The organism is Curtobacterium sp. NPDC087080 (assembly GCF_044745105.1).
GTDB lineage: Bacteria > Actinomycetota > Actinomycetes > Actinomycetales > Microbacteriaceae > Curtobacterium.
In genome coordinates this window covers 185,427-205,341 of sequence record NZ_JBIUZP010000002.1, presented here as the reverse complement: position 1 = coordinate 205,341, position 19,915 = coordinate 185,427, and the positions used below count along the sequence as shown (strand labels likewise).

Annotated in this window: 19 protein-coding genes; 8 read left to right on the top strand and 11 right to left on the bottom strand. The window is 72.0% G+C overall.

The features are described 5' to 3' along the window. Nucleotides 1–948, bottom strand: coding sequence for a hypothetical protein (locus ACIPEQ_RS05215; RefSeq protein ID WP_209680044.1), 948 nt, complete (start codon nt 946–948; stop codon nt 1–3). A 15-nt stretch (nt 949–963) separates the two neighbouring features. After that, a complete protein-coding gene (locus ACIPEQ_RS05210) occupies nt 964–2,412 on the bottom strand; it encodes a polysaccharide biosynthesis tyrosine autokinase (RefSeq protein ID WP_126890155.1) in 1,449 nt (482 codons plus the stop codon). A gap of 153 nt (nt 2,413–2,565) precedes the next feature. Here ACIPEQ_RS05210 and ACIPEQ_RS05205 point away from each other — a divergent pair, with 153 nt between their 5' ends. Then, complete coding sequence (locus tag ACIPEQ_RS05205; protein WP_402714352.1) at nt 2,566–3,285, top strand: lysostaphin resistance A-like protein; 720 nt, start codon at nt 2,566–2,568, stop codon at nt 3,283–3,285. Nucleotides 3,286–3,381: 96 nt separating this feature from the next. Next, the gene (locus tag ACIPEQ_RS05200; protein WP_402714351.1) at nt 3,382–4,380 is read left to right on the top strand and encodes a nuclease-related domain-containing protein; all 999 of its coding nucleotides are present in this window, start codon (nt 3,382–3,384) and stop codon (nt 4,378–4,380) included. Between the two features lie 63 nt (nt 4,381–4,443). Here ACIPEQ_RS05200 and ACIPEQ_RS05195 read toward each other — a convergent pair whose 3' ends face one another. Then, nucleotides 4,444–5,001, bottom strand: a complete 558-nt coding sequence (locus ACIPEQ_RS05195; protein WP_250366825.1) for a low molecular weight phosphatase family protein — start codon at nt 4,999–5,001, stop codon at nt 4,444–4,446. A gap of 2 nt (nt 5,002–5,003) precedes the next feature. Beyond that, a complete protein-coding gene (locus ACIPEQ_RS05190; protein WP_209680057.1) occupies nt 5,004–6,308 on the bottom strand; it encodes an adenylosuccinate synthase in 1,305 nt (434 codons plus the stop codon). A gap of 184 nt (nt 6,309–6,492) precedes the next feature. On the opposite strand from ACIPEQ_RS05190, the gene ACIPEQ_RS05185 reads away from it, so the two are divergent. Continuing rightward, entirely contained in the window at nt 6,493–6,666 is a 174-nt protein-coding gene (locus ACIPEQ_RS05185) for an Rv0909 family putative TA system antitoxin (RefSeq protein WP_402714350.1), read from the top strand. A gap of 79 nt (nt 6,667–6,745) precedes the next feature. Here ACIPEQ_RS05185 and ACIPEQ_RS05180 read toward each other — a convergent pair whose 3' ends face one another. Together ACIPEQ_RS05180 and ACIPEQ_RS05175 are read right to left on the bottom strand one after the other, a co-directional pair. Then, complete coding sequence (locus ACIPEQ_RS05180; RefSeq protein WP_153257418.1) at nt 6,746–6,916, bottom strand: hypothetical protein; 171 nt, start codon at nt 6,914–6,916, stop codon at nt 6,746–6,748. A gap of 127 nt (nt 6,917–7,043) precedes the next feature. Further along, complete coding sequence (locus ACIPEQ_RS05175) at nt 7,044–10,703, bottom strand: S8 family serine peptidase (protein WP_402714349.1); 3,660 nt, start codon at nt 10,701–10,703, stop codon at nt 7,044–7,046. A 159-nt stretch (nt 10,704–10,862) separates the two neighbouring features. On the opposite strand from ACIPEQ_RS05175, the gene ACIPEQ_RS05170 reads away from it, so the two are divergent. From ACIPEQ_RS05170 to ACIPEQ_RS05155, 4 genes are all read left to right on the top strand, one after another. Next, nucleotides 10,863–11,552 (top strand): TetR/AcrR family transcriptional regulator, encoded by a 690-nt coding sequence (locus ACIPEQ_RS05170; protein WP_402714348.1) that lies wholly within the window; start codon nt 10,863–10,865, stop codon nt 11,550–11,552. Next, a complete protein-coding gene (locus ACIPEQ_RS05165; RefSeq protein WP_402714347.1) occupies nt 11,549–12,265 on the top strand; it encodes a hypothetical protein in 717 nt (238 codons plus the stop codon). The genes ACIPEQ_RS05170 and ACIPEQ_RS05165 overlap by 4 nt, the downstream gene beginning before the upstream one ends. Further along, nucleotides 12,262–14,331 carry a YhgE/Pip family protein gene (locus ACIPEQ_RS05160; RefSeq protein ID WP_402714346.1) on the top strand — a complete coding sequence of 690 codons (2,070 nt, stop codon included), beginning with the start codon at nt 12,262–12,264 and terminating at the stop codon, nt 14,329–14,331. The genes ACIPEQ_RS05165 and ACIPEQ_RS05160 overlap by 4 nt, the downstream gene beginning before the upstream one ends. A 229-nt stretch (nt 14,332–14,560) precedes the next feature. After that, nucleotides 14,561–15,580 (top strand): LacI family DNA-binding transcriptional regulator, encoded by a 1,020-nt coding sequence (locus ACIPEQ_RS05155; RefSeq protein WP_402714345.1) that lies wholly within the window; start codon nt 14,561–14,563, stop codon nt 15,578–15,580. Nucleotides 15,581–15,614: 34 nt separating this feature from the next. Here ACIPEQ_RS05155 and ACIPEQ_RS05150 read toward each other — a convergent pair whose 3' ends face one another. From ACIPEQ_RS05150 to ACIPEQ_RS05130, 5 genes are all read right to left on the bottom strand, one after another. Then, nucleotides 15,615–16,256, bottom strand: coding sequence for a TrmH family RNA methyltransferase (locus ACIPEQ_RS05150; protein ID WP_402714344.1), 642 nt, complete (start codon nt 16,254–16,256; stop codon nt 15,615–15,617). Beyond that, nucleotides 16,253–16,933 carry a hypothetical protein gene (locus ACIPEQ_RS05145; protein ID WP_402714343.1) on the bottom strand — a complete coding sequence of 227 codons (681 nt, stop codon included), beginning with the start codon at nt 16,931–16,933 and terminating at the stop codon, nt 16,253–16,255. The genes ACIPEQ_RS05150 and ACIPEQ_RS05145 overlap by 4 nt, the downstream gene beginning before the upstream one ends. Nucleotides 16,934–17,003: 70 nt before the next feature. Continuing rightward, nucleotides 17,004–17,315, bottom strand: coding sequence for a DUF4190 domain-containing protein (locus ACIPEQ_RS05140; RefSeq protein ID WP_209676480.1), 312 nt, complete (start codon nt 17,313–17,315; stop codon nt 17,004–17,006). A 58-nt stretch (nt 17,316–17,373) separates the two neighbouring features. Further along, nucleotides 17,374–18,240, bottom strand: a complete 867-nt coding sequence (locus ACIPEQ_RS05135; protein WP_402714342.1) for a DUF3592 domain-containing protein — start codon at nt 18,238–18,240, stop codon at nt 17,374–17,376. Then, nucleotides 18,237–18,980 carry a TetR/AcrR family transcriptional regulator C-terminal domain-containing protein gene (locus tag ACIPEQ_RS05130; protein ID WP_402714341.1) on the bottom strand — a complete coding sequence of 248 codons (744 nt, stop codon included), beginning with the start codon at nt 18,978–18,980 and terminating at the stop codon, nt 18,237–18,239. The genes ACIPEQ_RS05135 and ACIPEQ_RS05130 overlap by 4 nt, the downstream gene beginning before the upstream one ends. A 137-nt stretch (nt 18,981–19,117) precedes the next feature. Here ACIPEQ_RS05130 and ACIPEQ_RS05125 point away from each other — a divergent pair, with 137 nt between their 5' ends. Further along, the gene (locus ACIPEQ_RS05125) at nt 19,118–19,915 is read left to right on the top strand and encodes an HAD-IIA family hydrolase (protein ID WP_137766440.1); all 798 of its coding nucleotides are present in this window, start codon (nt 19,118–19,120) and stop codon (nt 19,913–19,915) included.

The following is a 19,915-nucleotide window of genomic DNA, read 5'->3' as shown; positions in this document are numbered from 1 at the left end:
TCACCACGTCTTGCCGCCGTCCGTGGACACGAGCACCTCGTCACCCGCCCAGATCCAGACGGCCTGACCGGCGCGGTCGATCGCGATCGGCCCCTCGGTCCGCGCGTCACTGCACCCGACCGGGGTGGTCGGCGTCGCCGGCGTCACGCCGACCGCCGTCATCGTCTCGAACTGCACGCCGTCGCACTCCGGGTTCCCGATGCGCGCGAGCGTGTACGAGCTCCCGTCGACCGCGACACCGCGGACGCCGCCGAGCGGCACGTCCACCCACGCCGCGGTCCCGGTCCGCCACTCCACCTGGCCGTCGCAGACGACGACCGTGGTGGTGGTGCCCTGGAACGCGTCGAGCGGCTGCGGGCACGGGTTCGCCACCGTGGTGCTGCCGAGTCGCACGCCGTCCGGCGTGATGCCGGCGCCTGCCGCGCCGGCAGCGGCCGCCTTCCAGGTCGCACCGTCGTCCGTGGTCGTCCGCTCCGTCGGCGCGCAGTCGTCACCGACGGCCTCGAGCAGCGACAGCCCGTCGGTCGTCGCACGCATGCCCCACAGGGCGCGCACGTCCTCACCGAGCGTGACGGGCGTCCACGTCGCTCCCCCGTCGACGGTGTGCTCCAGCACCACCTGCGCGACGGGACAGGTCGCACTGGAGGCGCGCCATGCCTCCCGTCCGTCCACTGCGGACAGCAGGCGGCGGCTCTCCCCCGCCGCCTCGCCCTGTGCGGTCGCGCTCGGCGACGGGGTGGGGGACGCCGACGGCGTCCCCTCGGGCGACACCCCGAACGTGGGGGCGGGACGGGGTGTGCCGACGGCTCCGGGCGTGGTGTGGCCGAGCGCCATCGCGACGAGCACGACGTCGACCACGACGAGCAGCACCACCGCGACGGCGGCGCCGATCAGGGTGTTGCGTCTCGTGGTGTCGCCGAGGCCTCGGGCCCCCCGGCCTGCACGCATGTCGTCCCCCTGGTCTCAGCGGTCGGCTCGGCGCAGCGTGCCGAGCTTGCCCCGCGCCTTCTTCGGCGCCTTGGTGGTCGGCTGGGGCGGCTCCGCCTCGTCCAGGCCGTACCCGTAGCCGTAGCCGTACCGGCCGTAGCCGTACGCGCCCGGGCCCTTGACCGGCATCATCGTGATGACGAAGCCGGCGATCGGGGCGCCGACGTTCTCGAGCGACGCGACCGCAGCGGCGAGCTGGCCCTTGTGGGTCTTGCCGGACGCGACCGCGAGGATGGCGCCGGACGCCTTCTTCGACAGGATCGCGGCGTCGGTGACGGGCAGCAGCGGCGGTGCGTCGAACAGCACGTAGTCGAACTGCTGCTCGAGCGTCGTGATGAGGTCCTGCATGGCCTTCGAGCCGAGGAGCTCCGACGGGTTCGGCGGGATCTGACCGGCGGGGAGCACGACCAGGTTGCCACGGCCCCAGGGCTGTGCGACGTCCTCGAGGGTCGCACGACCGATGAGCACGTCGGTCAGGCCGACAGCACTGTCGACCTCCATGTACTCGCCGACGCGGGGGCGGCGGAGGTCGGCGTCGATCAGGATGACCTTGAAGCCGGCGCTGTCGAGCGCGATCGCCAGGTTCGCGACCGTGGTGCTCTTGCCCTCGGACTGCATCGACGACGTCATGACGAACGTGCGCGAGCCGGTGCCGAGGTCGAGGAACTGCAGGTTCGTGCGGAGCGTGCGGAAGGACTCGGCACGCGGGCTGCGCGGGTCGACCTGCACGATCAGGGGCCGCTCGGATGCCTTGCTGTCGAACGCGATGCCGCCGACGACCGGCTTGTCGCTGATCTTCTCGACGTCGGTCTCGACGCGGACGCGGTTGTCGAGCGTCTCGCGCAGCACGGCGATGCCGACGCCGAGCGCCAGACCGACGAGCAGACCGAGGGCGATGTTCACGGGGACGTTGGGGCTGACCGGCTTGAGCGGCACGTCGGCCTGCTTCACGCGGGTGAGCTTGACGGTGCTCGTGCCGTTCGCGTCCGTGGCCTCGATGTCCTGCACCACGTTCGTCAGGCTCTGCGAGGTCGCGTTGGCGATCTCGGTCGCCTGCACCGGGTCGGTGCCCTGCACGGTGATCGAGATGAGCGTGGTGCTCGTCGGCGCCGTCGCCGAGACCATCGTCGCCAGCTGGTCGGCGTTCATGTCGAGCCCGAGCGACGAGATGACCGGCAGGAGCACGATCGGCGTCTGCACCAGGTTCGAGTACGTCAGCACGCGCTGCTGCGTGAACGTGTTGCCCTGCGCCAGGTCGCTCGCGCTGCCCGACGTCTCGGTGGAGACGAACACCTGTGCCGAGGCGGAGTAGACCGGCTTCTTCAGCAGGGAGAACCCTGCAGCCGCCGCGACGCCCACCAGGGCGAGCACCACGATGAGCACCCACCCCTTGCGGAGCACAGTGATGTAGTCGCGCAGTTCCACGCGGCCCGCCTTCCCCGATCCTCGCCGTTCCCGTGGTCCCGCACAGGCTCCGCAGGGGTTCTCCCAGCAGTCGGCTAGTGAATAGTGTCACACGGATGAGGTCTGCTCGGCTGTTCTCGCCGATCCGCGTCGGTCGTCCTCTACGCTCGCCCCATGACCTCCGAGCCGGAAGCGGCCGCCACCGAGCCCTCGACCACCCGGCAACGCGACCTCGTCGCCCTGCTGATCGCCCTCGTCGTGGCCGTCGTGCTCGCCCGGATCGTCAGCAACCTGACGCTGCGCGGAGCCATCCCCGGCCCGGTGCTGCAGGTGCTGCTCGGCAACGTCGCGGTCTGGGTGCCGCTGGTGTTCGGCATCATCTGGGTCGTTCGTCGCACGGGCCGCGACCTGTTCGGGCGGTTCCGCATCGAGCTCGGCGACCTCGTGTTCGCGCTCGGGATCGTCATCCTGGCGCGGGTGTTCGACGCCGTGCTCGCGCTGTCGTTCACCGGGACGACCGGGTTGCAGCCCGCACCGTCGCTCGGCACCCCCGACGTCGGGCTGCTGCTCGTGTCGGCGGTCGGCATCGTGCTGATCAGCCCCGTGCTCGAGGAACTGTTCTTCCGCGGACTGTTCCAGCGCCTGCTCGCCGCCGAGCTCACTCCGCGGACGCGCTGGCTGGCCGTGCTCGTGACGGCGTTCCTGTTCGCGCTGGCGCACCTGTTCCTGGGGTCGGCGACGACGTCGCTCGGCGGGGTGCAGGTGTTCCTGACGACCTTCGTGCTCGGGCTGCTCACCGGCACCCTGGTCGCGATGACGAACCGCATCGGGGGCGCGATCGTGGCGCACGTGCTGTTCAACGCGGTGGCGGTCGTCGCGACCTGGCCGCGCTGAGCCCGGACCGGCCTGGCCGCGCTGACCGCACGGCGTCCTGCCGGACTCGCCGCAGCCCGCGGCCCCGCGCGCGCTGCGTCGTGGTGAGGTGGTCCCATGACCAGCGACCTCGTGCCGTGGGTGGTCGCCGGGGGGCTCGCGATCGTCGTGGTCGTCCTGGTGATCGTCCTGCGGCGGACCCAGTCCTCCCACCGTGCCGCCCTGTCCGACGCCGAGGTCCGGCTGGACCACCGCACCGGCACCCTCGAGCGGGAACACCGCGAGCAGACCGCCGCCGCCGAGGCCGAGCACGGCCGTCAGCTCGCCGGTGTCGAGGCCGCCCGGCAGCAGGCCCTCACCGAGGCCGAGGCCGGTCGTGCCCTCGCCCGGACGGGCATGCGGTGGGAGGAGGCCTCGCAGCGCACGATCCTCGAGGTCTGCAAGGCCGCCGGCATCAACGGCGCGCTGCTGACCAACGTCGTCTTCGTGCCCGTGGCCCAGGGCGAGCGGGACCGTGATCGCAGCTACGCCGCACAGCTCGACCACGTGCTCGTGTTCGAGTCCGGGCACGTGCTGGTCATCGAGAACAAGCGGTGGAACGGGATCGTGTTCGACGGTCGCAAGCCGAGCGCCGTGCACCACGCCTTCCGCAACCTGCTCGACGAGTCGTCGCTGACCGGGTCCTTCGCGATCCAGGTGCGCAGTCGTCGCGTCCTCGACCACGCTGACGACGTCGAGCACTGGTGGCAGGTCCGCGTGCAGTCCGGTGGGAACGCCCCGACCCGTCAGGTCCGCCAGCAGGCCCGACGCCTGCAGCGGTTCCTGGCCGACGCGGACGGCAACGGGCCGCAGTGGGTCGACTCGTGCGTGTTCTACTCCGGCGACGCCGCTGCGTACGTCAACCCGGAGGACCGCAGCACGAGCACGACACCGACCGGACGTTCGGCGACGACGGCCGTGGTGACGAACGACAACGAACTGCGCGGCCTCGTGATGGACCTGGCCCGGAAGCACGCCGTGCCGAACCGGGCACGCACCGACGCCGTGGTGCGACAGCTGGCCGGCCAGGGCGCGCACACGATCACCGTCGGGACGTACCGCCTGCCGGAGGCGTGAGCAGACGCGACGAAGCCCCCGCCACCGAGGCGGGGGCTTCGTCGTTCCCGGAGTGGGGCGGGGTCAGCGCAGCGCGCGCAAGGCGTCCGCGATGGGCGTGAGCGCCGCGTCGATCTCGTCGGCGACCCGCACGTGCGTGTCCTCGGACCGACGGTAGGGGTCGTCCACGTCGTCGTCAGCCGGGTCGGCGGGCGGCAGCACGGTCCCCCGGAGCCGAGCGACCCGGTCGACCAGGTCCTGCGCGGTCTCGATGCCGGCCAGGTCGCCCGGCTCGAGCCCGTCGAGCACCCGCGCGAACTGCTTGATCGTGAACGCCCGCTTCGCTGCCCGCGGCGCGAGCGACACCACGGCCGCACGGTGCGAGCGCTCCGCGGTGAGCACGAGGTCGGCCGACGCCGCGATCTGCTCGGTCAGGTAGCGCGACCGGTGCGTCGTGGGGTCACCGCCGAGTCGGGCGGACTGCGCCGCAGCCGTCTCGTCCATCAGGGCGCCGTCGTCGGCGATGGTGCCGGCCGACTCGACCGTGAACGCCGGGGCGTCCGGGCCGAGCCGAGCCTCGAGCACCTGGGCGCCGAGGGGCGAGCGGCAGATGTTGCCGCTGCAGACGAACAGGATCCGCATGCTCACGCAGCAGTCTCGCCGGTACCGAGCAGGTCGTGGCGGACCACGATCGCGTCACGGCCCGGGCCGACGCCGATCGCCGAGATCCGCGCGCCCGACATCGCCTCGACCGCGAGCACGTAGTCCTGCGCGGTCTTCGGCAGGTCGTCGAACGAGCGGGCGCCGGTGATGTCCTCGGTCCAGCCGGGGAACTCCTCGTAGATCGGCTTCGCGTGGTGGAAGTCCGACTGGTTCACGGGGACCTCGTCCACGCGCTGGCCGTCGACCTCGTACGCCACGCAGACCGGGATGGTCTCGAGGCCGGTCAGCACGTCGAGCTTCGTCAGCACGAAGTCGGTCACACCGTTGATGCGGGCCGTGTACCGGGCGATCGGGGCGTCGTACCAGCCGCAGCGACGCGGACGACCGGTCGTGGTGCCGAACTCGAAGCCGTTGGCGCGGAGGAACTCCCCCGACTCGTCGAACAGCTCGGTCGGGAACGGACCGGCGCCGACGCGGGTCGTGTACGCCTTGACGATGCCGATGATGCGCTCGAGCTTGCCCGGGCCGATGCCCGAACCGGTCGCGGCGCCACCGGCGGTCGCCGACGACGACGTCACGAACGGGTAGGTGCCGTGGTCGACGTCGAGCATCGTGGCCTGGCCGGCCTCGAACAGGACGGTGTCGCCGCGCTCGAGCGCGCGGTGGATCTCGAGCGCGGTGTCGGCGACCATCGGGCGCAGGCGCTCGGCGAAGGACAGCAGCGACTCGACGACCTCGTCCGCGTCGATCGCGCGACGGTTGAAGACCTTGACCAGCAGGTGGTTCTTCTGGTCGAGGGCCGCCTCGACCTTCTGCCGCAGGATGTTCTCGTCGAAGATGTCCTGGATGCGGATGCCGACGCGGTTGATCTTGTCGGCGTAGGTCGGGCCGATGCCGCGGCCGGTGGTGCCGATCTGGCGCTTGCCGAGGAACCGCTCGGTCACCTTGTCGACGGTGCGGTGGTAGTGCGTGATGACGTGCGCGTTCGCGGACACCAGGAGCTTCGAGACGTCGACACCACGGGCACGGAGCGCGTCGAGCTCCTGGAACAGGACCTCGAGGTCGACGACGACGCCGTTGCCGATGATCGGGGTCACGCCGGGCGTCAGGATGCCGGACGGCAGCAGGTGCAGCGCGTACTTCTCGCCACCGACGACGACGGTGTGGCCGGCGTTGTTGCCGCCGTTGAACTTCACGACGTAGTCGATGCGCGAGCCGAGGAGGTCGGTTGCCTTCCCCTTGCCCTCGTCACCCCACTGGGCACCGATGATGACTGCTGCGGGCATGGAGGTTCTCCTCACGTTGGCGGAGGACCGCACCGGCGGGCTGGGCCGATGGTCCACCCGAGTCTATCGGCTGTCCACCTGCACGCCACCCGCCTGTGGAGAACCGGTCCCGCACCTGGGAGCCCGTCCGGCACTCCCGGCGCACCGTCGTCCGTGTCAGATCGGACGAGCAAGGGAGCACCACATGAGTGACCTCGGTGACAAGGCCAAGGACTTCGCGAACAGCGACAAGGGCGAGCAGGCGACCGACGCCGGTCTCGGCAAGGCCGCGGACGCGGCCGACAAGGCCACCGGCGGTGGCCACGGCGACCAGGTCGACAAGGCCGAGCAGGCCGCCGACGACAAGATCGGGCAGTAGTCCGGACCACGAACGAGACGGGAGGCGCGGTGCCAGCTGGCACCGCGCCTCCCGTCCGTCAGGTGGTGACGTTCCGCGATCAGGCGCGGAAGAAGTCCTGGTACGACGGGTCCCCCACCGGCTGGGCGTGACCCGGCTGTGCGAGGCGTTCCTCGACCATGGCCTGGAGTGCATCGGGCGGGGTCAGCCCACGGCGCCGCCACTCCATCGGGTTGGCCCGGAGCTGCATCAGGGAGGTGTGGGATCGCATGGCCTCACTCTCGCACCGATTCCCTAGTTCGCCTAACTACATGTCCCTTTGCCGCACTCCTCGCCCGCTGGGAACGACGAACGCCCCGTCACACCGGGATGGTGTGACGGGGCGTCCGTGTCGATGACTACTTGCGGGGCGCCACCTTCGCGGTCTCGGCGGAGGTCGCCGTCCCGTCCTGGTAGCCCGTCGCCTTCGCCGTCACCGTGACGGAGAAGCGGTGACCCGCGTCCGTCGTGCCGGGCGTGTAGCGCCGGTCGGTCGCACCCTGCACCGCGACACCGTCACGGAGCCACTGGTACGAGTACGAGACCTTCTTGCCGTCCCACGAGCCGGGGTTCGCCTTGAGCGACTTCCCGACCTTCGGGGTGCCCGAGATCGTGACGGCGCTGCCCTCGCGGAGGGTGAGCGTCGGCGCGGTCTGCGCGGCCTGGAGCACGTCCGCCTGGTCGCCCACCGCGTTGCCGAGGTGGAGCAGCAGGACACGGGCGTTGGTGGCGTCGGCCTGTCGCGTGACCTGCAGCGAGCCCGTGTCGGCGTAGAGCACACCGGTGGCGGTGCCCTGCGCGAAGGCGAGCGCCGGCTTCGACGGGTCGTACGTGGCCGACTCCGTCTCGTCCACGACGTTCGAGCCGCTGGTGGCCAGGGCCGGGGCGTACGCCGACTCGGTGAGCACCGAGTAGTCGAACGCACCGGTCGCACCGATGGTCGACGCCGACACCGTCAGCACCTTGACGGCGCTGTCGAACGTGTTGACGTCCTGCCCCGCGGTGCCGCCGTTGAGCGGCTGCGCGTCGACCGTCTTCCCGGTCGCCAGGTCCACCGTGGTGGCGAGCGTCGCGTCGATGGTGGTCGACTTGGCGTCGTACACCAGGAAGTCCGGCTCACCGTCGCGGTTCGTGTCGATGAGGACCTCGACGTTGGTCACCGCGCCGGGGTTCGCGTCGGCACCAGCGGTCTGGACGCCGAAGGCCAGCGTGTCGGACGCCTTGTCGTAGTTCGCGCCGTAGGCCCGGATGTCGGCGGCCTGCAGGGACTGCTGCGCCGAACCGGCGGGCAGCGGCTCCTGCGGGTCGGTCCCGCCCAGGACGAACGGTGCGACGACCGAGTGGTACCCGGTGACGGCGTCGCCCTGGTCGACCGAGCGGCCGGTGAGCGCGAGCTCCGCGGTCGTGGTCGAGCCCGAGAACGCGATGTCCTTCCCGTGCACGGCGCTGACCGGCTTCGGCGCGACGTACGCACCGAGGCGCATCGGGTTCAGCTTCGTGTCGGTCGGCGTGAAGGACACGACGCCGGACGCCGCGGCGACGAACTCACGCTGGTAGCCGGACTGCACCGACTCCTGCGTGGGGTCGATGACGCGACGCAGCTGCGTCGGGTCGGCGATCGTGAACGTGAGCTTGACGGTCGCGGTGCCGTGCGCCGGAGCGGTGACCCGCTTCGTGCTCAGCGCGAAGGCGACACCCGGCTGGTCCACCTGGGCCTGGTACGCCACGTCGTACGTGTGCGGACGGCCGTCGGTGTTCTGGATCTGCAGGGTGCGGGACTCGGTGGTCTTCCCGCTGACCTCGACGACACCGTACGAGGCGGTGACGAGCTGGTCGTTCTCGATGCTGCGCACCGTGGTGCCGGCGGTGACCGCCTGCAGCGCGTCGACGCGGCCGGTGCCCTGGCGCAGCAGCGTGGCGTTCCGGTCCCCCTGCTTCACGTCGTGGGTCGCGGTGTTCATCACGGCGGCCTTCACCTGCGGTGCCGTCCACGACGGGTGCGACTGGAAGGTCAGCGCGACGATGCCAGCCACGTGCGGGGTCGCCATCGAGGTACCGCTCATCGACATGCGGCCGTCACCGGTGCCGTTGGCCGCGGAGATCACGTTGACCCCGGGGCCGGCGACGTCCGGCTTGACGATGTCGTCGAACGAACCGTGGACACCACGGCTGGTGAACGGAGCGAGCGTGTTCACGTTCGCCTGGTCGGTCGCCAGCTGGAAGCCCTTGAGCTCCTGTGCGAACTGCACGTGCAGGGTCCCGGCCTGCGCGGCGGCCTGGAGGCTCGCAGCACTGTCCGAGGTCAGCTCGGCACCCGGGATGGTCGCGTTCCCCGCGACGCCCGAGTCGAAGCTCGTCACCGTCCCGGCGAGCAGGACGCCGACACCGCCGGCTGCCTGGACGTTGTTGAAGCGCACACCGGAGCCGCACTCGAGCGCCCCGTCGGTCCACTTCAGCCAGACGACCTTGCCCTTCACCTTCGCGGCTTCGTCGGCGCTGAACGCCTGGCAGCCGTCGATGTTCGTGGTCGGCACGACGACGTCGCCCTCGACCGGCAGGGTGCCCTGGTAGTTCTGCGAGTACTGCGCGCGGTAGGTGCCCGCGACGTCGGACGGCGCGGTGGCCTTCACGCCGTCGAACAGCGACTGGCCGGTGGCGCTCGCGGCGACGGTCAGGGCGCCCTCGGCGTTGCCCGGCGAGCCACCGATGTCGGTGAAGTCGTCGGCGTTGCCCGAGGCGATCACGGGCAGGACACCGCGGGCGGTGAGCGCGTCGATCTTGGCGTTGTCGGGGTCGTCCGGTGCGCCGTAGTCGGAGCCGAGCGACAGGTTGAGGACGTTGATGTCCTTGCCCTCGGTCAGCGCCTGGCCGACCCAGTCGAGCGCGGCACCGGTCAGGTCGGTCGAGCCGCCGCCGTCACCGAACACCTTGAGGGCGTAGAGGCCGGCCTCCGGCGCGGTGCCCGGACCGATCCACATGTCCTGGACGGACTGGTTCGTGAGCTTCGTGTAGTCGCCGCGGAACGTCTTCTTGTCCGCGGTCAGGCCGTAGCCCGCGGCGGTGCCGGACACGTGCGTGCCGTGGTCGCCGCCCTTGCCGTCGATCGGGTTGGCGTCCGGCTTCGGCGTCGGGTCGTACCCCGCGCTCGAGGAGTCCGCGTTGTAGGTGGGGCCGGCGAAGTCGTAGCCGCCGAGGTACTTCCCCGCGTCGTACCAGCTGGGGTCCGGTGCGCTCGTGCTCGCCAGGGCCTGCTCGTACGCGGCCGTGGTGCCCGGGCCGCCGAAGTCGGCCTGCGTGTAGTCGAGGCCGGTGTCGAGGACGGCGACATTGACGCCCTTGCCGGTGCGGCCGGTCTGCTGCCACGCGTCGAGGGAACGCGTGTAGACGTCGCTCGCCGCGTTCTTCGGGCTGACGCCGTCCGCGCCCGGCTGCACCAGGTCGGGGTCGACACCGCTCGGAGCCTTCGAGGCGTCGCCCGGGGTCGGGTCGACGATCTTCTTCGGGGTGAGCGGGATGATGCTCTCGACGTCCGAGCGGCTCGCGATGTCGCGCAGCGCGTCGACGTCGGCGACGACCGCGACACCGGGGACGGTGTACTCGGTCGAGTACAGCTCCGTCGCCTTGGCGTCGGAGCGCTTGACGGCGGCGCGGACGGCGTCGACGGTCGACGTGATCGCCTGGACGCGCTCCTGCGCGGCGGACGACGGCGTCTTCGACTTCGTCAGGTCGCCGCCCTTCGCCTTCGCGTCGACCTCGAGCGCACCCTGGCCGGTCGTGCGCACGAACGCGGCGACCGTCTTCTGGGGCTTGGCATCGCGCAGGGGTGCGGCGAGCTTGAGGTCGGCCGGGGAGAGACCGGTCGGTGCCGCGTTCGCCGCTCCGCCGACGGCGAGGCCGCCGCAGGACAGGGCGACGGCGGCGATCCCGGCGGTCAGGAGGCGTGCGACGCGTGACCGCGTGGTGCGCTCCGTGATGGGTGGTTGCTCGGGTACTGCACGGTTGGGTGTTGCACGTGTCACAGGGCGCACTCCTCGGGCTCTGTCCGTGGTGGGAATTCCTGTGAAGTTATGCGCTCGTTCACAGGTGGAACAGTCCGCACTTTGGGGGACTGTCCCTCGTTCGGGGGTACGTAACCCGATAACTTGCACAGGGGTGTGCAGGTTATTACGCTGGATGCCGTGACCAGTACGACCAGTGGCGGGACCGCCACCGAGCAGCCCGGGCGCGCTCCCCGACGGGACGCCGCCGAGAACCGCGCTGCCCTGATCGAGGCGGCGAAGCGCGTCCTGCAGCAGGAACCAGACGCCGGGCTCGAGACCATCGCGACCGCCGCCGGACTCTCGCGGCGTGCGGTCTACGGACACTTCCCCTCCCGCGACGACCTCGTGCGCGAGGTCGTGACCGCCGGCGCCGCACGGATCGCCGCAGCCATGCCCGACTCGTCCGCACTCGCGGCGCTTCCGCCGGCCGCTCGACTCGCCGCCCTCGCGGTCGCGCTGTGGTCCGAGGTGTCGCACGTCCGCCCGATGGCGCGCGTCGCCGTCCGCAGCCCCTTCGCCGAGGCGGTGGCCGAGGTCTTCGCACCGCTGCGCGCCCAGGTCCGGCAGGCATGCGCGCTCGGCATCGAGGACGGTTCGATGCGTGACGACGTCGACGCCGCGTCGCTGGCTCGGCTCGTCGAGGCCGCGTGCATCGCCGTGCTCGACGAGGCCACCCGCTCCGGCACGAGCGACGAGTCGGGTCGGCGCACGGTCGTGCTCTCCGCGCTCGGCACCGCCGGCATCGACTGGCGCACGGCACTGCTGTCCGAACCGGCAGCCCCCGCCCCCGCCCCAGCACCGCAGACCGAGCAGGAGACCCGCGCATGACGCTCGAACTCGACCACGTCGGCATCGGCGACGAGCCCGGTGCCGCACTGCCCGTCGTCTCCGCCGTCGCCGCTCCCGGGCGCCCCGGGGTCGTCGCCGTCGAGACCGAACAGGCGCCCGTGCTCGCCTCGCTCGTCGCCGGTGGGCGGATGCGGCCCGACACCGGACGGGTGCTGCTCGACGGGCACGAGGACGCCGCCGCGATCCGCTCGGAGTTCGCGCTCGTGGACACTCCCGGGGTCGCCGAGCCGTTCCCGGTCATGTCGCTCAGGAAGATCGTGCGCGAGGAGCTCGCGTTCGCCGGGCAGCGTCCCTCCCGCGAGCACGTCGACACCGTGCTCGACGAGCTCGGGATGCGGGACCACGCCGACACGCACGTGCAGCGGGTCCCGACCGACGTGCGGGTCCGGCTGCTCGTGGAGCTCGCGCTGCTGCGGGACGGGGTCACGGGCATCGTGCTCACCGCGCCCGAGCGACACGGGGGCGCCGTGGCCGACTGGTTCGCGGTGGTGCGCGACGTCGCCCGCCGCGGCGTGACCGTCGTCCTCGTGACGTCGAAGGCCGCCGCAGCCACCGTCGAGCAGCTGCTCGACACCGTCCACACCGAGGGTCCCGACGACGCGACCCGGACCGACGGAGGCGACCAGCGCCTCCAGTCCGACCGTCCAGACCCCGAGACTCCCGCAACCGTCCCGACGGAGGCACCCGCGTGACCATCCCCTCGCTCATCCGCGCCGAACTGGCGCGCCTCACCGCCACGCCGCTCGCCCGGCTGGCGTTCGTCGCCCTCATGGTGGTGCCGCTGCTCTACGGCGGTGCCTACCTGTGGGCGAACCGCGACCCCTACGCCAAGCTCGACCAGATCCCGGCCGCGATCGTCGACCAGGACGCCGGCGCGACGCTCGACGGCGACCGGGTCGACTACGGCAAGGACGTCACGAAGGAGGCGATCGACGGCGCCGACTTCAAGTGGACGGAGACGACAGCGGCCGACGCGCGCTCGGGTGTGCGGAACGGGACGTACGACTTCGTCGTGACGATCCCGCACGACTTCTCCGACTCCCTGGTGTCGGCGCAGGGCGACGACCCGAAGCGGGCCGAACTCGTCATGACGACCGCGGACACGAACTCGTACCTGGCCTCGACGATCGCGGAGCAGGCGGGCAAGACCATGCGCACGGCCGTCGCCGAGCGGGTCGGCAAGCAGGCCGCGAAGAGCCTGCTCGTCGGACTCGCCGACGTGCGGGACAGCCTGGGCGACGCCGTCGACGGGGCCGGTCAGCTCGCCTCGGGTGCGACCACGGCGGCCGACGGTGCGGCATCGCTGGCGAGCGGGACCCAGCAGCTGTCGGCCGGTGCGTCGCAGCTCGCCTCCGGCACCGCCTCGTTGCCGTCGCAGACGGCACAGCTGAACGAGGGCGCACAGCAGGTCGCGTCGGGCGCCTCGACCCTGGCGTCCGGGCTGCAGTCCGCCCAGCAGCAGACCGCGTCGCTGCCGGCGCAGACCGCGCAGCTGAACGACGGCGCGCAGCGGGTCGCCGCGGGGAACGCCGCGCTGGCCGACAAGGTCGACTCGGTCAGCCCCGGCGTCGACGCGGTGCAGCCGATCGACGCCGAGGCGCTGCTCGCGCAGATCACCGCGAACCTGCCCGAGGGTGCGACGCTGACCCCCTCGCAGCAGGAGGCGATCGCGAAGGCGGTCGGCGACGTCAACAGCGCCGGCGCCTCGGCCAAGCAGACCTACGCGGCGACGAAGTCCGCCGTCGACCAGCTCCGCGACGGGTCGGCGCAGGTCGCGGCCGGCACGTCGGCGCTCGCCTCGGCGTCGCCGCAGCTGGCGGACGGCATCGCGTCTGCGTCGGCCGGTGCGTCGCAGCTGGCGTCGGGCTCGTCGCAGGTCGCCGCGGGCACGTCGAAGCTCGCCGCCGCGGCACCGACGCTGTCGTCCGGGGCGTCCTCGCTCGCGAGCGGTGCGGCGTCGGCGGCGTCGGGCGCTTCGCAGCTCTCATCGGGGGTGGACCAGCTCGAGGACGGCTCGAAGGAGCTCGCCACGAAGCTCGACCAGGGGCGCACGAAGATCCCGGCTTCCACGGCGTCGCAGCGTTCCTCGCAGGCGTCCGTCATCTCGGACCCCGTGAAGGTCGGCGACGACAACGTCGCCGCTGCGTCGAACTACGGCGCCGGCCTCGCGCCGTTCTTCATCTCGCTCGCCGCCTGGATCGGCATGTACGCGCTGTTCCTCATCCTCAAGCCGATCTCCAAGCGGGCGATCACCGCCGTGAGGAAGCCGCTGCGGGTGGTGCTCGGTGGATGGCTCACCCCGGCGCTCCTCGGGCTCGTGCAGATGGCGGCGCTGTTCCTGATCGTGCGGTTCGCGCTCGACCTCGACGTGGTGCACGCCGGGCCGACGGTGGCGATCATGGTGCTCGCCTCGGCGACCTTCGCGGCGATCATCATGGCGCTGAACGTGCTGCTCGGCTCGGTCGGACAGTTCCTCGGCCTGGTGCTCATGCTCGTGCAGCTCGTCACGGCCGGCGGGACCTTCCCGTGGCAGACGCTGCCGGGGCCGTTGGCTGCGCTGCACTTCGCGCTGCCGATGACCTACTCCGTCGACGCGATCCGGCAGACGATGTACGGCGGGTCCTTCGCGGCGGTGTGGTCCGACGCGGGAGTGCTCGCGTGCTGGCTGCTCGGCGCGCTGCTCGTGTCGTACGTCGTCACCGCGCGGCAGACCCGCTCGCGGACGCTGCGCGACCTGCGGCCGAGCCTGATCGGGTAGCGCGGCGGGAGCGGCGGGCGGGGGCGTCGTCGTCAGCACAACGGAAAGCACGTCGCGCCACGGAACCCCGTGGCGCGACGTGCTTCCGGTTGTGCGCGGGCACGCGGCACCACGCGCCGCCTCCACGCCGGGCCGCCTCCACGCCGCGAGCGCTGCCCCCCATGTCCTGACAACTGCGCGCGGCCGGCCCGCTACCATCGAGGGACACCACTACCGGTCGAGGGAGATCATGGGAGACGGCAGGTCCGCCACCGCAGACGGCAAACCGGCGACCATCTACGACGTCGCCGCACGCGCAGGCGTCTCGAAGTCCCTCGTCTCGCTCGTGCTGCAGCGTTCCCCCAAGGTCAGCGACCAGCGCCGCGAGGCGGTCCTCCGCGCCATCCAGGAACTCGACTACCGGCCGAGCACCGCCGCCGTCTCCCTCGCCGGCACCCGCAGCCGCACGATCGGCGTGGTGCTCGACGACTTCCGCAACCAGTGGTTCGTCGACCTGCTGACCGGCCTGCGCGAGGCACTGCAGGACCAGGGGCACCGCTTGGTGGTCGCCGATCGCTTCCTCAACACCGGGCTCGACGTCTCCCCCGTCGAGGGCTTCCTGTCCATGCGCGTCGAGGGCATCGTCATCGCCGGCGAGCCCGACACCGACCTCGCGATCCCCGCGAGCATGCCGGTCGTGGTCGCCGGCGGCCGCGCGGTGCTCCCCCGCGCCGACACCGTCGCGAACGACGACCGCGCCGGCGGCCGGATGGCAGCCGACCACCTGCTCGCGCTCGGGCACACGCGCATCGGCTTCGTCGGCGGACGCTCGGCTGCGTCCGCGGAACGGCTCACCGGCCTGGAGGCACGGATCACCTCCGCCCCGTCGCCCGCCTCCCTCGTCACGCACGTCATGCCCGTGGAGCCCACCGAGGAGGCCGGGGCCGAGGCCGTCGGGCACCTGCTCGACGCCCACCCCCACGTGACGGCGGTGTTCGCCGCGAACGACGTGATGGCGCTCGGCGCGATGTCCGGGCTCGCCGCGCGTGGGCTGCGGGTCCCCGAGGACGTGTCGGTGATGGGCTACGACGACACCCCGCTCGCGGCGTCGTCCTACGTCGGCCTGACGAGCATCGACGACCGCAGTGTGGAGATCGGCCGCGGCGCCGGCGAGCGTCTGCTCGCGCGCATCGCCGACCCGGGTGCTCCCGGGCAGGAGACCCTGGTCGAGCCCCGGCTCGTCGCCCGCCGCACGACCGCCGCCCGCTGACGCGCACGCCCGCGACGCTCGCGCCGTCCGCGGATCAGTCGGTGGGCAGGACCGCGTGCTGGACGACCCAGGCGTGCATGACGATCGCCGCCGCGGCCGAGGCGTTGATGCTCCGCGTCGACCCGAACTGGGTGATCTCGAGGTGCGCGTCGGCTCCGGCGACGGCCTCGTCGGTCAGACCCGGCCCCTCCTGCCCGAACAGGAACACGCAGCGCTCCGGGATCGCCGCGGTCTCGATGCGCTCGGCCCCGCGGGTGTTGTCGACGGCGACGACCGGCCGACCCTCCTCGTGCATCGCGACCAGGAACGCCGCGACGTCCGGGTGGTACCGCACGTGCTGGTAGCGGTCGGTGACCATCGCCCCGCGCTTGTTCCAGCGACGCCGTCCGATGATGTGCACGGTGCCGGCGAGGAACGCGTTGGCGCTCCGCACGATCGACCCGATGTTCAGGTCGTGCTGCCAGTTCTCGATCGCGACGTCGAAGGCGTGCCGGCGGGTGTCGAGCTCGGCGACGATCGCGTCCATCGACCAGTACCGGAAGCGGTCGACGACGTTCCGGGTGTCCCCCGCCGCGAGCAGTTCCGGGTCGAGCCGCGGGTCGTCCGGCCACGGCTCGGGGTGGGGCCCGACGCCGTTGGTGGTGGCCTCGTGCGTCGGCTCGGGCAGTGCGCTCACGGTCCCCAGGGTAGGGCCGCCCGGTCGAACGGCGCCGACGAGGTCAGGTCGGCGGCCGACAGCAGGACCACCGCGACGACCACCACCACGAGCAGGAGCGCCGCCACGACCCAGCGGCCGCGGAGCACCGACGCGGCGAGCCTGAGCACCCCGACCCCCGCTGCGGCGAAGAGCACGCCCGAGGCCGTGGCCTGCGCCGCCCCGTGCGCGGACGGGTCTCCGAGGAAGGCCGACACGAGCGTCACGACGACGCCGATCGCGATCGCCGGCCCCGCGAGGAAGGCCGACACGACCACGGCGCCCTTCTCGAGTCCGTCGGCGAGCGGTTCCGACCGGTGTCGGCGTTGCTCGGCGCGCGGCGGGAGCAACGCTTCGAGCTCCGGCGGCAGGACCGGCAGCGCGAGGTACGACCGGAGTTCCGACGCTGACCGTGCACGGGCAGCGGCGCGGTGCAGCATCCGCCGCTCTCGCTCGTCGAGGAGCGCTGGTTCGGCGGCACCCCACCGTGCCGCCTGGTCGGGGTGACCGGCGGCACGGTAGGTCTGCACGAGGGCTCGACGGTAGGCGGGTTCGGAGGGTTCGCGTCGCGCCAAGGTTGTCAGCTGCTCCCAGGCGGCGCGACGGTCGCCGGCGGCGAAGACGGCGAGCGCCCGCTCGACACTCAGCCGTCCCGTCACTTGACCAGCGTAGGGCGCGTGCCCCGCGCCTCCCGTCCGGCGACCGTCGTCAGCCGGCGGCCGGGTGGGGTCAGTACGACGTCGGGTACGTGACCGACGGCTCGGACATCGCGACCGCGACGAGCGCGATGAAGAGCACGGCGTAGAAGACCGTGATCACCCCGCCGACGATGACCGCGGCGAGCGCCAGGCCACGGCCCCCCTCACCACGCTTCTTCGTCTGGGACATCGCGACGAAGCCGAGGACGAACCCGACGATCGGAGCGACGAACGCGGCCACGAGCGCGATGATCGCGAGGGTGTTCGTGCGTTGCGGGGCGGCCGGCGCCGCTGCGTACGGCTGGTACTGGTCCTGCGGGGTCTGGGCGTTCTGTTCTGACACGGCTGACGAGCCTAGGAGCTTCGAGTTTTCGTGGAGAAGTGCCAACCTTCGACCGTCGTCACGTCGTGCCGGGGCGCAGGAAGTCCTCGGGCTCGTCGCCGCTGCCGGTCGTCGTGAAGATGCGCTTCCGGTCGCCGGGGCGGGCCGGGTCGTAGAGCACGGTGACCGTCCCGCCGAGCACCGGTGCCGCGCCGTGCGTGAAGCCCTCGGTCCGCTCGACCCAGCGCCGGACGCCGTGCAGGTCCACGAACGCGAACGTCCACCGCAGCAGCGTGCGCGACGCGTCCGGGGTCGTGCCGCCGCTGATCGCGGTGACCTCACCCGTCGTGCGTCGACCGTTCGCCATGACGTCGGTGAGCCGGGCGCGACGGTTCCCGCGGCCGACCCGCGTCGCACCGCCGGCCACGAGCGCGAGGGCCGTCACGACGGTGAGGAGCCCCGGCAACCACCACACGGAGGTGTACCAGATCCAGGTGCCGATGCCCCAGGTCTCGTCGTGTCCGAACGTCGGGTCGACGGCCACGCCGACGCGGTCCGGCGCGGGCCACTGCGTGGTCGTCGCCCACCAGGTGCACGCGGTGGCCCCGACGAACCAGAGCGGCAGCGGCCCGAGCCCGACCAGGTCGGTGGTGCGTCCGGACCAGCGGTGGTTCCACCTCGCGTACACGCCGACGGCCACCAGGGTGCCGAAGACCGCACCCGGGACCGCCCACCAGTGCGTCTCAGGATCGGGGCTGTCCGAGAACACGCTGTTGACCATCATCATCCGGAAGCGCAGGACGAACTCCGACACCGCGAGTCCGCCGACCGCCCCCGCGGCGGCGACGAGCAGCGCGCCGACGACGGTCATCGTCAGCGCGGTGGTCGAACCGCGGTACCGGGCCTCGCGCTCGCGTCGCGCCTGCTGCGGGTCGACCGTGCTCACGACGTCGCGGTGCCGTGCGCGCGGACACGGGCCTCGATGCCGGCGGTGATGATCTCGAGCCCGAGGGTGAAGCGCTCGTCGTAGGAGTGCTCGCCGAGGATCTCGCCGACGACCCGGTGCCGCTCGGGGCGCCCGGCCTCGGAGTCGCCGCGGCCGACCTGCACGCCGGCGTGCCCGACCACGAAGTCGTAGACCACGAAGAAGGCGTACATGGCCTCGCGCTCGGGCAGCCCGGCCTGCTGCAGCGCCCCGACGACCTTCGCCACGACGGCGTCGGACTCGGTGGACGCGAGCGGGGCGCGCTGGCTGTGCGACTCGAGCACGAGGGGGTGGGTGCGCATGAGGTCGCGGAAGGTGCACGCGAAGACGTGGACGACGGAGCGCCAGTCGTCCGGCCAGACGAAGGTCGCGGTGAACTCGTCGACGGTGCGGCGGACGAGCTCGGCGTGCAGGTCGTCGAGGCCGCCGATGGTGCGGTGGACGGTCATCGGTGCGACGCCGAGCTTCGCGCCGAGGGCGCGGAAGGACAGGCGGTCGAGGCCCTCCTCGTTCGCGATGGTGGTGGCGGCGTCGACCACCTGCTCGCGGCTCAGGACGTTGGGGCGGCCGCGGCGGCGACGGGGTGCGGTGGCGGCAGCGGGCGTCGGTGCCGACTCGGTGCCGCTCTGCGGGTGCGCGCGCAGGGTGGGGTCGGCCGCGGTCCGCGGCTGGGCGGTCGGGTTGCCGGGGTCGACGAGCACAGGGGGCCTCCTTGATCCGGTACGTGTCCCGAAAATCGTAGCCCAAAGCCGAACGCCGCTCGGTGTCCGGTCGGCCAGTTCTCCACAGCCGGGTGACCACCGGGTCCGGCGCGAGGCCGCCCCAGTACGCTGTGGCCATGGCGACCCGCGACGAAGTCGAGTGCTGGCTGACCGACATGGACGGCGTGCTCGTCCACGAGAACCAGGCCCTGCCGGGGGCTCCCGAGCTCATCCAGCAGTGGCTGGACGAGGGGACCGAGTTCCTCGTCCTGACGAACAACTCGATCTTCACGCCACGTGACCTCAGCGCCCGGCTCCGCTGGTCCGGGCTCGAGGTGCCCGAGGAGCGCATCTGGACGTCGGCGCTCGCCACCGCGGACTTCTGCCGCTCGCAGATGCCCGGTGGGTCGGCGTTCGTGATCGGCGAGGCCGGCATGACGACGGCCCTGCACGAAGCCGGCTTCATCATGACCGAGACCGCTCCGGACTACGTCGTCGTCGGCGAGACCCGCAACTACTCGTTCGAGGCGATCACCAAGGCCGTCCGGCTCATCCGCGACGGCGCGCGGTTCATCGTGACGAACCCCGACGCCACCGGGCCGAGCGCCGAGGGCGTCCTGCCCGCGACGGGGGCGATCGCCGCGATGATCGAGAAGGCCACCGGCAAGCAACCGTACGTCGTCGGCAAGCCGAACCCGATGATGTTCCGGTCGGCGATGAACCGGATCGGCGCGCACTCCGAGAACACCGGCATGATCGGCGACCGCATGGACACCGACGTGCAGGCGGGCATCGAGGCCGGACTCCACACCGTCCTCGTGATGACGGGCATCAGCGACCAGGCCGAGATCGACCGCTACCCGTTCCGCCCGAGCGAGGTGATCGCGGGCGTGCACGAGCTCGTCCGTGCCGAGCCGATCGAGGTGGAGATGTAG